Here is a 14,386-nt window from a genome sequence, read left to right on the forward strand (position 1 = left end):
ATCTAGCAGGGGACTATATTCTCCAGTCTATAAGTAAAATTATTCATGGCGAGATTCGGAATGAGGATATCTTTGGACGGTACGGGGGAGACGAATTCCTAATTGCCCTTCCTGCCACCAATTTAAAGGATGCAGAAATAGCAGCAGAAAAAATAAGAAAATCAATTCATAATGAAACTTTTGTTTTTGACCAGATAAATATCAAAGTAACCCTGAGTATGGGGATATCTGTGGCAAACAATTCTGCTGATACAATTGAAGCTGTGATCGAAAATTCTGATTCTGCTCTTTATCTAGCCAAAAAAAACGGAAGAAACAGGGTAGAGGTATACCAGGAAAAATAAAGCTGTTTTTTTCTTACTCTTCACAAAATATAAAGAAGAGCACGCTAAGCGTGCTCTTCTTTTATTTTTATATTTTTATTATCCACTTCCACTGCATTATCTACAGTTTCTCCCATGGCAACTCTCAGTGCCACTATAGCAACTTCCAATTGTTCCAAATCTGGCTCTTTGGTAGTTATCTTCTGTAAAAGCAGACCGGGAGATGCCACTGTTCTGACCCATTTCTTATGGAGATTTTTACTGGTATACCTTTGAAACTCGTAAGACATCCCGGCTATTACCGGCATGAAAATTACTCTCAGTACAGCTTTAAGTCCTATACGTCCCCACATAGTAGCAGGTGTAGGTATTATAAAGTCTGCAATGGAAAATACAAATATAGAGCAGAGCATCACAATAAGCAAAAAACTTGTTCCACACCTAGGATGAAGTGTCGTATATTGTTTTGCATTTTCCGGGGTAAGTTCCAACCCATTTTCAAAGGCATATATGGATTTATGCTCTGCACCATGATATTGAAAAACTCTTCTGATATCCTTTGAAAAAGATATGGCCCAGATATATACCACGAAAAACAAAAGTCTTAAAAAAGCTTCTAGAATATTGGCATAGAGCTTATTTCCTGAAAATGCGAAGCCCCCTATAGCCGAAGGAAGAACCATGAAAAGTCCTATTCCCAGTAAAAGAGCGAATGCCACAGTCATAAAAAGTTCTTTGTCGCTGAGCTCTTCCTCTGTGTCATCTGCCTGATTGGCAGAAAAAGTAAGCTCTTTCGTCCCTAAAATAAGGGTACTGAATAAAATTACCGATCCCCTTAGAAAAGGAAGTTTTGAAAATTTACTGCTTTTCCCGGAAATATCCGTTTTTTTATAAACTATTTCACCGCTGGGTCTTCTGACAGCTGTTGCCAGATTTTTTGAGCCTTTCATCATTACGCCCTCTATGACAGCCTGCCCGCCTACAGTGATCTCTTTATTTTTCATATCTCCTACCGCCTATTCTTCATTAGTTTACTAAAGAAATTATATCACATTACCTATATATTATCAATTGAGCTAATTTAGTATCAATCCGATCAAAAGCACACTCCCTATAATCACAGGGCATACAAATTTCAACATATTCTGTAAAATCTTCGTATACTTAAACTTAACCCCGTCATTTGCCATCTCCTCTTCCATCACTTTTAATTCAAGTACATATCCTAGATAAAGAGATATAAGCATGGCTATAATAGGTAGAAAAACATCCACAGTTACATAATCTAAGATGTAAAATAGATTAGTATCTCTCCAAATACCTAAAGAAAGAGAGGTTACAGCTCCTAGTATTGTAATCAGTACCATAGCAGTAAAAACACTTGTATTTCTTGACAGCTTGCATTGATTGGTCAGACAGGTTACCACAGATTCTAACAGAGATATAGCAGTCGTCAGAGCTGCTAAAAATAATAGCAGAAAGAACATCACTCCTAATCCGTATCCTCCCGGTATGTCATTAAACAAAGACGAAAGGGCTGTGAATACAAGACCCGGTCCCGATCCAGGTTCTATACCGTAAGTAAAGGCCACCGGAAAAACAATAACTCCTATCAGAAAAGCCACAAGAGTATCTGTCCCGATTACATGTAATGTAGAAATCAAAAGATTTTCATCACTTTTCATAAAGGATCCGTAAGTTATCAGCACACCCATACCTATACTCAGGCTGAAAAAGGCCTGTCCCATAGCTGCCTGTATTCCTCCGGCGGTAATTTTAGAAAAATCCGGTTTTAGAAAAAATGCCATCCCATTTCCTATTTCAGGAAGAACCAGCGCCTTCATACAAAGCACCATTATTATAAGGAAAAGCATTGGCATCATTATTTTGGTTATTTTTTCCATGCTTCCCTCTATTTTACTTATGAGCACAAGAGCTGTTATCAACATAAATAACACCTGCCAAAATATAGGATCTACAGGTGAACTAATAAATTTATTGAAAATATCTCCCAGTTCCTGGGAATTTTTTCCAAGAAAAGCATTGGTAGAAGAAAGATAGAAAAATTTTAGAGACCACCCTCCTACAACCCCATAAAAACTAAGTATCAGACTGGAAGTAAGTATTCCTAACCCCCCTGCAAGATACCAGGGTGTACCAGGAGTAAATCTTTTGAAAGCCCCAACAATACTGTTGTGAGAACTTCTTCCAAGTATGAATTCACCTAACATAAGTGGAACACCCAGTAAAACCACAAAAGAAATATAAACAATAAGGAAAGCTCCCCCACCGTTTTTCCCCACCATATATGGAAATCTCCAAAGGTTTCCAAGACCTATAGCTGCTCCAACCAAGCCTAAACTCGCCGTATAAACATCCTTTTTTCCTTTCATAAACACCCTCCTAATCTGTATATAATATAATAAGTAATTTCTCTGAAAAAAGCAATCTTTTCCCTTTATAATAATGAAATGTAAGTTTCCAGAGAGGAAAAACCCCTTGACTTTTTAACACTTTACCTGTACTATTTCAGAAAGATGAGTCGGGAGAATTGATCATGTTTTATAAATCAGATAGACCTATAACTAAAATTAATCACCACCACAGATAGGGTTGTGTCTTTTGAAAAAAAAAAGATGCCAACCTGTGTTGTATTATAATTAAATTGCTCTAGATTGGTGGCTAAGAGAAAATTTTACATTCTTTAAGAAACTTAAGTCATCTAGGTCTTTTACCCAGATGGCTTTTTTTACATTTATTTTTTAAATAATTTAATTTAGGAGGAGTATAAATGAAGAAAATCGTATTAATATTTTTAGCTACAATAGCACTTTTGGGATGCGGCAAGAAAAGCACAGATTCCTATGACAAAATCAAAGAACAAGGTAAATTTATCGTAGGACTAGACGATACTTTTGCTCCAATGGGATTCAAAGATGAAAACGGGGAAATCGTAGGTTTTGATGTGGATCTTGCAAAGGAAGTGGCAAGTAGAATGGGTGTAGAGGCTGAGTTCTCTCCTCGTGAATGGAGCAGTATCATATTTGAATTAAAAAGCGGAAATATAGATATGGTTTGGAACGGAATGACTATAACTCCTGAAAGACAAGAACAGATTGCATTTTCTGAACCTTACTTTTCAAATGATCAGATCATAATGACTTTAGCCGACAGTCCTGTCAAAACAGCTGAAGATTTGAAGGATAAAATCATAGGAGTACAGCTTGGAAGTAGCAGTTATACACTTGTTATGAACAACCCTCTGTCAGAAAAAGTATCTGATATTAAAAAATATTCTACAAATGCAGAGGCTCTAATGGACCTTGAGGCAAAAAGAATCGATGCAGTTGTAATCGATGTCATTGTAGGAGAATATTATGCTGCAAAGAAAGAAACTAGAGAAGGAAAAGATATTTTCAAATCTCTGGATGAGGCTCTTGGCAGAGAAGATTTTGGTGTAGGACTTAGAAAAGAAGATAAAGAATTGAAGAAAGAGATTGATAAAATTCTTGGAGAAATGAAGAAAGACGGAACTTTCGACAAAATCCATAAAAAATGGTTTGGTGGCAAGGAGGCTTAATGGAAACGCAGGGTATGCTTATCTATATACTGGGCGGGCTTAAGTTAACGGCCCTCCTGTATATTGTTACAGGAATTTTAGCTCTTCCACTAGGACTTCTTCTGTCTTTAGGAGGAGTTTCTAAAAATCCATTTACCAGAAGAGCAATTGCCCTCTATACTTGGATATTCAGGGGAAGTCCTCTTCTCCTTCAGTTATTTTTTATCTACTACGGACTGCCGGTTATGGGTATAACCCTCACACCTTTTACTGCAGCTTCACTTACATTTATCCTAAACTACTCTGCCTATACCTGTGAAATTTTAAGAGGGTGCATCCAGAGTATTCCAAAGGGACAGTATGAAGCTTCTAGGGTACTTGGGATGAACTACTTTAAAACCATGAGGCACATTATATTACCTCAGGCACTCAGAATGTCCCTTCCTGCTCTCTCTAATGAAGCAGTGAACCTGGTTAAGGATACAGCTCTGATATCCTCTATCGGTATGGCTGAGATTCTGAGAAATTCCAAAGAGATTGTTGCCAGAGAATTTACCATAATGCCCTTTATCTTATGCGGTCTTATCTATCTGGCTATATCTTCTATTATTATATTAATATTTAAACGTGCTGAAGAAAAATACGAGATAATATACTAGAAACAGCAGTGTAATAAAAGTGCCGGATTTCCAATTGGAAATCCGGCACTTTTATTTATATCTTAGTTTGAATTCTTATCATATGGTTTTCCTGAGGCACTAGGAGCCACAGCCTTACCCACAACTCCTGCAAGGGCAAGAAGTGTCAGAATATAAGGTATCATCTGTATAAACTGAGGAGGTATAAAATCTACATACTGCTGTATGAGAGTCTGACCTGCATCTGCAAAACCAAAAAGTAAGCTGGCTGCCAGGACACCTTTAGGAGTCCATTTACCAAATACAAGGGCTGCAAGAGCTATAAATCCTCTACCTGCAGACATCTCCTTGGTAAACTGTGAAAGAGCCCCTATCGAAAGATATGCTCCTCCCAAGCCGGCAAATACACCTGACATTATCACACCGAAATATCTTATCTTGGCCACATCTATCCCCACTGTATCCGCTGCAAGGGGATGCTCCCCCACGGCCCTCATTCTGAGTCCCGTAGTTGTCTTGTAGAGAAAGAACTGAGACCATATGGCTATAATATATATCATAATCACTATTATGGACATACCGAAAATTACAGGTGCTTTGGGCACTGTAGGAGTATTTCCAGACTGATTAAAGAGAACTCTCAGCATAAACACCGTAAATCCTGAGGCAAAAAGATTGATTGCTACCCCTGAAACTGTCTGGTTTCCCTTATATTTTATACTGAGGACAGCGTGAATCAATGCTGTAAGTCCCCCTGCCATCATCCCCCCTAGTATTCCCAAGATGGGACTACCGGTATAGTACGAAGTCACTGCAGCAGAGAAAGCACCCATGAGCATCATTCCCTCAAGGCCGATATTTACTACACCTGAAATTTCTGAAAACATACCGCCTATTGCAGTTATGAGTATAGGGGCTGCCTGTCTTATTGTGGCCATTATTATACTTATTATGATAGGCATTATTCGCTCACCTTCTTTCTTTCCAGGAAAAATTTAAACATATTTTCCGCAGCAATAAGCAGTATTATTATCGATTGCAGGATAATTACTATCTGACTCGGGATAGTCGTATTAAACTGCATCGCTCTTCCTCCAACCCGGAGACAGGCAAATAATATCGCTGCCAGTACCGCTCCCACAGGGGAGTTTTTACCCAGAAGAGCCACCGCTATACCGTCAAATCCGTAAGAAGCCATTATTCCCTGCCTGTAGGTGTACTGTCCCACACCTCCCAGAATTCTCTCTGCTCCTCCAAGGGCAGCCAGTATACCTGCTATACCAAGAGAGAGTGCCGTTATCCTTGCCACATTTACCCCTGCATTTTCTGCAGCTGTAGGGTTATGACCCACTGCTTTTATCTCGTATCCTAAAATTGTTTTTTCAAATATATACCAAACTACTATTGCTGCTATTATTGCAAGAATAAACCCTACATTTAAAGCCTCTTTTGTAGAAGGAAGCAGCTGAGGAAGTCTAGATGCCAGCATTACCGGTGGTGTCTGAGGACTAGGCCCCATAATCCCCCCTTCCTTAAGAGGATAGTTTAGGGCATACTGCTCAAAACTCATGGCTATATAGTTTAGCATTATGGTAGATATTACCTCGTGTACACCTAGCTTTGCCTTTAGATATCCTGCAATTGCAGCCCATGCAAAACCTGCAAGTCCAGAAAGAATAAGTACAACAAACAGATTATTTATTCCTATATTCTGTACAAAAGCACCTACAGCCGCCGCTGCAAGTCCTCCCATTATTACCTGACCCTGGCCCCCTATGTTAAACATCCCTGCTTTAAAGGCAAAGAGAACCGAAAGTCCAGTGAAAATCATGGGAGTAGCTTCTAAAAGAGTTCTGGCAATGGCTCTGTCACCTACAAAGGCACCTTTAAAAAGATAGTAATATGCATTTAATGGATTTTCTCCAAGATAAGCGATGATTCCGGCTCCGATCAGAAGAGCAATAGCTACTGCCAATATAGGAACCAGGGCGTTTTGTATTTTAGTCTTCATGCAATTCTCCTCCTGCCATCAGAATTCCTATTTTTTCTTCAGTAGCATCTGCTCTGTCCAGAATCCCTGTTATTTTTCCTCCGCACATTACAGCTATACGATCTGAAAGATTTAGTATTTCAGAAAGCTCTGCCGACACAACAAGAACGGCATTAGATTTTTTTTTCTCTTCCAGAATCATTCTGTGTATAGATTCTATTGCCCCTATATCCACACCTCTTGTAGGCTGAGAAGCTATTATAAATTTATGATCCTTCTCCAGTTCTCTGGCAACAACCAGTTTCTGCTGATTTCCTCCTGAGAGTCTTTCAAAACTTGTGGTGATCTCACGAGGTCTCACATCATATTTTTCCATAAAACTTATAGCATCATCTTTCATTTTTTTAAAATCCAAAAGAAATCTGCTTTTTGAATACTTGTCCCTGTGCACTCCCAGGGCAAAATTGTCTCTCACTGAAAATTCAGATATAGCCGCTCTTTTATGCCTGTCCTCAGGTATATGTGCCACACCTTCAAGGATTATACTTCTTGCAGACTTTCCTGTTATAGGATTTCCGTCTAGGAGAATGGTCCCTGCCTGGGATTTTCTAAGTCCTGTGATAGCCTCTATAAGTTCTGTCTGACCAGATCCTTCTACTCCTGCTATTCCCAGGATCTCGCCCTCTCTTATACTGAAAGTGGCTCCGTCTACAGCCAAAATCCCTTTATTATTTTTTACAATGAGATTATTTACAGCTACAAGTTCCTTTCCCAGATCAACTTCGGGCTTTTCCGTTGTAAACAATACTGCTCTTCCCACCATTGCATTGGCTATTTTTTCCTTTGTTGCCTCAGAAGTAGGGAAGTTCGACACGTCTTTCCCTCTTCTTATAACTGTTATATTGTCAGATATGTCCAAAACTTCCTGAAGTTTATGAGATATAAATATTATGGTCTTTCCCTCATCTATGAGGTTGTCCATTATCTTATAAAGTTCCTTTACCTCCTGAGGTGTCAGTACTGCTGTCGGCTCGTCAAATACAAGAAGATTGGCTCCCTTAAAAAGTATTTTCAGTATTTCTACTCTCTGCTGAATCCCAACTGATATGTCAGACACAAGAGCATCGGGATTTATTTCCAGTCCGTATTTTTCGGATACCCTTCTTACCTCTTCTCTTGCAGTTTTCAAGTCGAGCATCATTCCTTTTTTAGGTTCTACTCCCAAGATCATGTTTTCAGCCACTGTGAGAGTGGGCACCAGCATAAAATGCTGATATACCATTCCTATCCCCAATTTAGAAGCTTCTCCCGGCCCGTCTATCTTGACTTTTTTCCCATGATAATATATCTCCCCCGAAGTAGGCTGATACAGTCCGTTTAATATTTTCATAAGTGTTGATTTCCCGGCTCCGTTTTCCCCTACTATGGCGTGCTTTTCCCCTTTTTCGATCTTCAATGTGATATTGTCGTTGGCAACAACTTTTCCACCGAGAAAGGTTTTCCTAATATCTCTCATCTCTAAGATATACTCGCTCACCTGAAATCCTCCTAAAAATTAAGATTTTTTATATCCCTGCCCTTAAAGTATTATAACAACAGAAATAGAAGTATTTATTGTATAAAATTTTGAAGTCTAAAGTTCAATTCTTTTTACAGTTTCTGCAATCCATCTGCAGAAATCATTCCCGGTCCTCTTGGCTATCTCTACAACTGCCTCATGGGAATGAGCTTCCTTTGCTATTCCTGTTGCCATGTTTGTAATGCACGATATACCGAGGATATTCATACCCATATAGTTCGCTATTATTACTTCCGGTACAGTAGACATTCCTATGGCATCTGCTCCCATATTTATGAAGGCTCTTACCTCTGCAGCCGTTTCATAAGTAGGACCTGTCGTTCCCAGGTAGACTCCCTCTCTGTAATCTATCCCCAGATCTTTTGCAGTTGCCTTGGCAAGCTCCTGGAGATCTTTTGTATAGGTCGCACTCATATCAGGAAATCTGGGTCCAAATCTTTCGTCATTTTTTCCTATGAGAGGATTTGTACCAAAAAAGTTGATGTGGTCTGTTATAAGCATGAGGGTTCCAGGCTTAAATGTGCTGTTTGCACCACCTGCGGCATTACTGACTACAATATTTTCTATTCCGAACTGTTTCATAACATATACAGGGTAAGTCACTTCTTTCATATCATATCCTTCATAATAATGAAATCTTCCCTTCCTTGCCAGGACTTCTACTCCACCTATTTTACCAAAAACAAGCTGTCCTGCATGACCTGCAACAGTAGAAACAGGAAAATTAGGTATCTCCTCATAGGCAATTTCAACCTTGTCCTCTATATAATCCACCAAATCTCCCAGTCCTGAACCAAGAATAATAGCTATTTTAGGCCTGTAAGCTATTTTTTCATTTAGGTACTCCACTGTTTCCATAACTTTATCGTACATAAGAACCCTCCGTTAGTCATAATTTACACTCATTATTTTTTAAATAGTTTTGATATATTCACCAGTTCCGTCTTCTATTTTTTTAAATCCTATTTTCCCCAGATACCGGGCATGGTGCTCAGAGTTTGCCCTTGCCCTCAGCGTCTTATAACCTTTGAGGAGCATACCTATTCTGTTTTCTCCCAGAAAATATTTACCTATTTTAAAATCTCTGAACTCCTCTGTAACATAGTCCAGCTCAATAAAAAAAGTCTCGTTATCCAAGGCCCTTCCTATCATCACTCCTGCTATGTTATTGTTTCTCAGATAATAATATGCTCTGTAGTCAGAAGTTTCAGATAAAGTATTATACTGCTCATCTATCTCTTTTCTGTTAAAATTTATAAAATATTTGAAGTAATCAGAATCAAAGTTGGCTCTCACCATTGAAAACTCTTCTTTTCTCATATATAACTCATACAGATAATAGATATCTATCAAAGCTATTCCCAGGTTTAAAATCCCTGTGGGATAGGAGTTTATCATAAATCCAAAAATTGAAAACATGATGGCACCTACTAAGTTTATCCATCTCAGCTTGATAATAGAACTCATTGTAAGGGATATCAGCACCACAAAAGACGACACATATCCAAACCATTCAATCCAATTAGCTCCCATTTTACCTCCAAATAAAACTAAAATATTTCTATTGTAATACCCGTTATTTCTACAAAATAGCTAACATATTATGGTATCGAATATTCCAAAAAAAAAATATGCCAACTGTCCTAATTCATTTAATATTATACAGCTTTTATATATCCCGCAGTTCGGATACGGTACTTTTTTTTCTTTAAATACCCACTCTAAAAAAAAAGAGCAGGACTTAACCTACTCATTATTTCTTATTACCACAAATGTCAGATCGTCTACCTGTTCGTGATCTCCTCTGAAATTGTTTATAGAATCCAAAATAGCTTTTTTTACATCATCTGCACTTTTTCCCCTGTTATCATAGATAACCTCTTTCAGCCTGTCCACTCCAAACATATCTCTGTTGCTGTTTTCAGCTTCTGTGATTCCATCGGTGTAGTAAAGCAGGATATCTCCCTTTGACAACTTTACCTTTCCAAGTTTGTATTTGTATTCAGGAATAAATCCTATGGCTACTCCCTTTACATTATATTCTACCACTTCTCCTAAGTCAGCCTTATAAATTATAAGTGGGTTATGTCCTGCATTGGAATAATAGAGTGTTCTTTCACTAAATATATATTTACTGTGAAAGAGTGTTACAAACATATCTTCCGTTATATCAGGGTATATTATTTCATTAAGAGTAGTAAGCATCTCAGACGGTTGAATATCCTTATAATTCAATGTCTTTAAGACCGATCTTATCAGGGCCATCAAAAATGCTGCTGGTACACCTTTTCCGCTTACGTCTGCTATTGTTATGGATACTCTGCCCTCTTCTCTCTGACAATAGTCATAATAGTCCCCTCCTACCTCTTTGGCAGGTTCAAAATAGTTTGCGATCTCCAACCCTCAGACTTTTTTCATCTCCTTGGGAAGTATCTTCTTTTGGATTCTTGATGCCACCTCAAGCTCTTTTGAAATTCTCTCTTTTACCAAAAGTTCAGCATACATCTTGGCATTATTTATGGCATTTGCCACCTGTATTGCCAGAGCAGATATGGTCTCTTGATCACTGTCTATGAGTCTCTCTTTATCTTCTACAATGTATATAACTCCCAGTTCCTTACCCTTTACATTGAGGTCAGATATTATTACCGCTTCATTTTCGTCCACCTTAAAACCTTGAGAAAGTTCTTCATAAACTTTTCTGAAGTCCTGCCTGCTAAATCCTTCCAGTGTTTCAGTAGGATAGCTCAGCGTTCCCTTAAAAACAATATTCCCTTTGGTTTTTTTATTTACCAGCATGCCTTCTTCCCAGAGATAAAGAGATATTTTCTTGGCTCCTGTGAGAACAAAATATGCATCCAGTATTATATCAATTATCTTTTCCAGCTTAATTATAGAGAGTACTGTTCTCGCGACGGCATTAAGATTGGAAAGATTAGCCACCCTTCTTTCGAGAATCTCATTACTGTACTCTAGCTGTGTAGATTTCTTTATCAGACTGTTGTATGTTATATCCAGTTCTACCCTATATTCTTTCAGCTCCTCCAGTGAATTTTCCAGCTCTTCCCCCTGTTTCTGTATTGCCTGAAGAGTCTGGTCATACTCCTCCTGGACACTGTCTATGATACCGGTGTACTCCTCTTTCTCCCTGAGTTTTCTCAGTATATTACTTATCTCGCCTGTATATGCTCTTTCCTGATTTTTCAGGACTCTAAGAAACATTAAAAACAAAACAAAGATCAGACCTGCATAAATCATTAATTTATCCCCCAGTTCACGCTGTTTTTCTTGGGTTGAGTTTTTTCCTCTTCCAGACCGTTTATTTCCGGCTTTTTCCTCTCAAATAGTTCGTCTAACAAAATCCCATTTTCTGCATTGAGAAGATCTCTCGCTGTGCTCTCTGATATTTTTACCTCAAGATCATATCTGTGATAATATCCTCTCACAGAGGTTCCTCCATAGAAAAATATATAATTTCCATCCAGCACAGTGTATCCAGTGAATTTTTTCGAGTCTAAAATCAAGAAAGGAGAATTAAACTTTACTTTTTTTGCACTTATTTTATCAAAATCACTATTTTTTATTCCCTTTAGATATAGTGCCTCTTTTTCATCTAATACCCATTTGGAAATATCTGTGGGGTTAAAAATATTCACCGTTTCTGAAGGCACAGATTCAATATCTTTATGAGAGTAAGGTGCCTCTTCTCTTATTACCATATGCATTTTTATATTCTTCAAAACCCTAGAAAATTCTTTTCTGCTTTTTCTGACCTCTTCTACAAGCCTCTGTTTATCAAGCTCAGTGTATAGGTTCTCCCCTATAAACTCAGACTCTTTCCCTGTAAGAACCATCCAAAAGTACACCTGTTTGTTGAGATATCCCTGAATGCTCCCTCCTCTGTCTGTCACATAAACATCTATCCCCTTATCTATTTCAGACATCTCCGCATTGTCTAAATCTGATGCTGTTTTTAGATAGACCTTCTCTTCCGGGAGAACTTCCTCTTTTTTCAAACTCTCCACTGTATCATACATTCCACGGGACACGAGAAGATTGAGACTCTTGTCATCCAAGAGAAGCTGCTTTGCCACAAGTTCAAAATCTTTCATGTATTCAAGTCTATCAAAATAATTTTTGGGAAACTCCAGTGAATAAAGCTGTATTATATTTTTTCCTGGTTTTATTTTTTCACTCTCGAAGGCAACTCTTTCATAGAGATCCTGCCTCAGAACCACATGATTGCATCCTGCTGCCATTAAAAAAACGGCGATCAGAATAGCAGTCTTTATAACTTTTCTCATTTTGCCCCCTTAGTCCATTTCCTCTGTTATTCTCTTACTGAGATAGTCTATATCAAAAGGTTTCGGAATAAACTCCTGTACGTCTACACCCCTGTTTTCGATGACATTTTCCATATGACTAAATGCACTGAGCATGAAAATAGGAACTTTTTTATTTATTTTTCTTATCTTCTGAATTGCCTCGAGTCCATTCATCTGTGGCATCTGTATATCTAAAATAATGAGGTCTGGTTTTTCAGAATCCACTATCTCTATTCCACTTATGGCACTCTCTGCCTCAAGGCAGTGATAGCCGAGATCCTCTATAACTTCCCTCAGCAGAAATCTTATGCTTTCCTCATCATCTATTACCAGTATCCTTTTTTTTCCCATTATCATCCAACTCCTCGATTACACGTTTTGCCAGTGCTTCTGAAAGAACAATTTTCAGCTCCTCCACACCAGCTTTTTTTATCCCTGCAACTGAACCAAATTTTTTCAAAAGAGCCTCTTTTCTCTTGGGACCGATCCCCTCTATACCGTCAAGTTGGCTGGTCATCACCCTTTTGCTTCTCAGTTTCCTGTGGTAAGTCACCCCGAATCTGTGTGCCTCATCCCTCAGCCTCTGGAGTATTTTAAGGGACTCTTCGCTTTCTGGAAATATATAGGGGGTATTTTCACCCAGTTTAAAAATTTCCTCTTCTCTTTTGGCAATACTTATTATATCTAAAAATTGAGACTTTTTCAATTTTTTAAGTATATTTCCCACTGATCCCAACTGACCCAGACCTCCGTCAATAAGTATCAAGTCTGGAAGTTCATGTTCTTTCAGCTTTGAGTAACGCCTCTCTGCCACCTCTCTCATCATCTGAAAATCGTCTGGTGTATCCTTGGTGGTTATCTTGAATTTTCTGTAATCTTTTTTGGACAGCTTCCCCTCTATAGCCACAGACATGGAAGCTACGGCATCCTTTCCCTGGATATTAGATATATCGAAACACTCTATCCTTCTGGGATATTTTTTGAGTTCCAGTATAGAATACAGACTCATGAGTCCTGCCTCAAGGACACTTTTCCTAGTAAAATAAGTCTCTATATCCCTGTGTAAATTCAAAAGGGCCATATCCAGAAGTTCCATTCTACGGCTTTTCACCTTGGGGAAGTGAAGGTCAATCTTCCTTTCCCTCTTTAAAGTCAGCCACTCATTTATTATTTCACTGTTTTCTTCATACTCCTTCTGAAAAACTATATTCTTCGGAATGGCATGTTTGGAGTAGTAGTCAGTTACCACCTCTTGAAAAAGATCATCAAAAACCTTCCCCTTGAGATCAGTCCCGGAAGAATTTTTTTCCAGTATTTTTCCCTCTCGCATATTTAATACACATACAAAAAGCCTCTCACCCTCTGTGGAAAATACAAAGAGATCCTCGTCCACTGCCTTTTCATATTCTGCCACCTGGCTTTTTTCTGCATTTTCCAGTTCTTTCAGCTGGTTTCTGTAGAGGATGGCCTCTTCAAACCTCAGCTCCTCCGAGGCTGACTCCATCTTTTTTTTCTGATACTCTATGACCTCTTTCCCTCTCCCCTTTAGAAGTTTTTTAGCATTTTCTACGTTCTCTCTGTACTCATCAATAACCTCTTTATATACACAGGGCCCGGTACATAGGTTCATAAAATATTTGAGACAGGGTCTGTCATATTTCTTTGTCATATCTCTTTTGCAGTCTCTTATTTTAAAAATTTTAATCAGAGTTTTTTTTAGATTTCTGCATCCTGAAGGATAAGGTCCAAAATAATATCCACTCTCTGTATCCAGGGATTTAGTGGTCCTTATTATTGTTATTTTGGGATAATCTTCCTTTGTAAACTTAATATAGGGGTAGGTCTTCTCATCCTTAAGGCTTATGTTGTACTTGGGAGAATATTTTTTTATGAGATTATTTTCAAGAACCAGGGCATCCAGCTCGCTGTTGCATATTATGAAATCCAGACTTTCTATGTTTTTGACAAGTTC

General features: G+C 38.3%; 13 protein-coding genes and 1 pseudogene. 3 read left to right on the forward strand and 11 right to left on the reverse strand.

Annotation, left to right across the window (positions count from 1 at the left end; genetic code table 11):
- Window positions 1–344: GGDEF domain-containing protein (locus ABZA26_RS00790; RefSeq protein ID WP_372712617.1), on the forward strand; the 344-nt coding region annotated here is incomplete at its 5' end.
- Window positions 345–388: 44 nt separating this feature from the next.
- Here ABZA26_RS00790 and ABZA26_RS00795 read toward each other — a convergent pair.
- Both ABZA26_RS00795 and ABZA26_RS00800 read right to left on the reverse strand, forming a co-directional pair.
- Entirely contained in the window at window positions 389–1,327 is a 939-nt protein-coding gene (locus ABZA26_RS00795) for a DUF1385 domain-containing protein (protein WP_372712618.1), read from the reverse strand.
- Window positions 1,328–1,399: 72 nt separating this feature from the next.
- Entirely contained in the window at window positions 1,400–2,716 is a 1,317-nt protein-coding gene (locus ABZA26_RS00800; protein WP_372712619.1) for a sodium-dependent transporter, read from the reverse strand.
- A gap of 398 nt (window positions 2,717–3,114) precedes the next feature.
- On the opposite strand from ABZA26_RS00800, the gene ABZA26_RS00805 reads away from it, so the two are divergent.
- On the forward strand, window positions 3,115–3,903 hold the full coding sequence (locus ABZA26_RS00805; RefSeq protein WP_372712620.1) for an amino acid ABC transporter substrate-binding protein: 789 nt from the start codon (window positions 3,115–3,117) through the stop codon (window positions 3,901–3,903).
- Window positions 3,903–4,541, forward strand: coding sequence for an amino acid ABC transporter permease (locus tag ABZA26_RS00810; protein WP_372712621.1), 639 nt, complete (start codon window positions 3,903–3,905; stop codon window positions 4,539–4,541). Before ABZA26_RS00805 ends, ABZA26_RS00810 begins: the two co-directional genes overlap by 1 nt.
- 62 nt (window positions 4,542–4,603) lie before the next feature.
- On the opposite strand, the gene ABZA26_RS00815 is transcribed toward ABZA26_RS00810, so the two are convergent.
- The 9 genes and pseudogenes from ABZA26_RS00815 to uvrC form a co-directional block, all read right to left on the reverse strand.
- Entirely contained in the window at window positions 4,604–5,482 is an 879-nt protein-coding gene (locus tag ABZA26_RS00815) for an ABC transporter permease (RefSeq protein WP_372712622.1), read from the reverse strand.
- Complete coding sequence (locus ABZA26_RS00820; protein WP_372712623.1) at window positions 5,482–6,531, reverse strand: ABC transporter permease; 1,050 nt, start codon at window positions 6,529–6,531, stop codon at window positions 5,482–5,484. The genes ABZA26_RS00815 and ABZA26_RS00820 overlap by 1 nt, the downstream gene beginning before the upstream one ends.
- Complete coding sequence (locus ABZA26_RS00825) at window positions 6,521–8,047, reverse strand: ABC transporter ATP-binding protein (RefSeq protein WP_372712624.1); 1,527 nt, start codon at window positions 8,045–8,047, stop codon at window positions 6,521–6,523. The genes ABZA26_RS00820 and ABZA26_RS00825 overlap by 11 nt, the downstream gene beginning before the upstream one ends.
- 96 nt (window positions 8,048–8,143) lie before the next feature.
- Window positions 8,144–8,962 carry a purine-nucleoside phosphorylase gene (locus tag ABZA26_RS00830; RefSeq protein WP_372712625.1) on the reverse strand — a complete coding sequence of 273 codons (819 nt, stop codon included), beginning with the start codon at window positions 8,960–8,962 and terminating at the stop codon, window positions 8,144–8,146.
- Between the two features lie 39 nt (window positions 8,963–9,001).
- On the reverse strand, window positions 9,002–9,622 hold the full coding sequence (locus ABZA26_RS00835) for a hypothetical protein (protein ID WP_372712626.1): 621 nt from the start codon (window positions 9,620–9,622) through the stop codon (window positions 9,002–9,004).
- 213 nt (window positions 9,623–9,835) lie between these two features.
- Window positions 9,836–11,347 (reverse strand): annotated as a pseudogene (locus ABZA26_RS00840) (SpoIIE family protein phosphatase).
- Window positions 11,347–12,393 (reverse strand): hypothetical protein, encoded by a 1,047-nt coding sequence (locus ABZA26_RS00845; RefSeq protein WP_372712627.1) that lies wholly within the window; start codon window positions 12,391–12,393, stop codon window positions 11,347–11,349. The pseudogene ABZA26_RS00840 and the gene ABZA26_RS00845 overlap by 1 nt, the downstream one beginning before the upstream one ends.
- A gap of 9 nt (window positions 12,394–12,402) precedes the next feature.
- Complete coding sequence (locus ABZA26_RS00850) at window positions 12,403–12,765, reverse strand: response regulator (RefSeq protein ID WP_372712628.1); 363 nt, start codon at window positions 12,763–12,765, stop codon at window positions 12,403–12,405.
- Window positions 12,734–14,386, reverse strand: a 1,653-nt coding sequence (gene uvrC / locus ABZA26_RS00855; protein ID WP_372712629.1) for an excinuclease ABC subunit UvrC, incomplete at its 5' end; no start/stop codon positions are given. The genes ABZA26_RS00850 and uvrC, both read right to left, overlap by 32 nt.

The organism is Ilyobacter sp. (assembly GCF_041583315.1).
Classification (GTDB): domain Bacteria; phylum Fusobacteriota; class Fusobacteriia; order Fusobacteriales; family Fusobacteriaceae; genus Ilyobacter.

Excerpts from the sequence above, each read along its gene's own strand:
- ABZA26_RS00835 (WP_372712626.1), bottom strand. The coding sequence starts at position 9,622 with ATGGGAGCTAATTGGATTGAATGGTTTGGATATGTGTCGTCTTTTGTG.
- ABZA26_RS00810 (WP_372712621.1), top strand. The coding sequence starts at position 3,903 with ATGGAAACGCAGGGTATGCTTATCTATATACTGGGCGGGCTTAAGTTA.
- ABZA26_RS00815 (WP_372712622.1), bottom strand. The coding sequence starts at position 5,482 with ATGCCTATCATAATAAGTATAATAATGGCCACAATAAGACAGGCAGCC.
- ABZA26_RS00800 (WP_372712619.1), bottom strand. The coding sequence starts at position 2,716 with ATGAAAGGAAAAAAGGATGTTTATACGGCGAGTTTAGGCTTGGTTGGA.
- ABZA26_RS00845 (WP_372712627.1), bottom strand. The coding sequence starts at position 12,393 with ATGAGAAAAGTTATAAAGACTGCTATTCTGATCGCCGTTTTTTTAATG.
- ABZA26_RS00795 (WP_372712618.1), bottom strand. The coding sequence starts at position 1,327 with ATGAAAAATAAAGAGATCACTGTAGGCGGGCAGGCTGTCATAGAGGGC.
- ABZA26_RS00850 (WP_372712628.1), bottom strand. The coding sequence starts at position 12,765 with ATGGGAAAAAAAAGGATACTGGTAATAGATGATGAGGAAAGCATAAGA.
- ABZA26_RS00820 (WP_372712623.1), bottom strand. The coding sequence starts at position 6,531 with ATGAAGACTAAAATACAAAACGCCCTGGTTCCTATATTGGCAGTAGCT.
- ABZA26_RS00805 (WP_372712620.1), top strand. The coding sequence starts at position 3,115 with ATGAAGAAAATCGTATTAATATTTTTAGCTACAATAGCACTTTTGGGA.
- ABZA26_RS00830 (WP_372712625.1), bottom strand. The coding sequence starts at position 8,962 with ATGTACGATAAAGTTATGGAAACAGTGGAGTACCTAAATGAAAAAATA.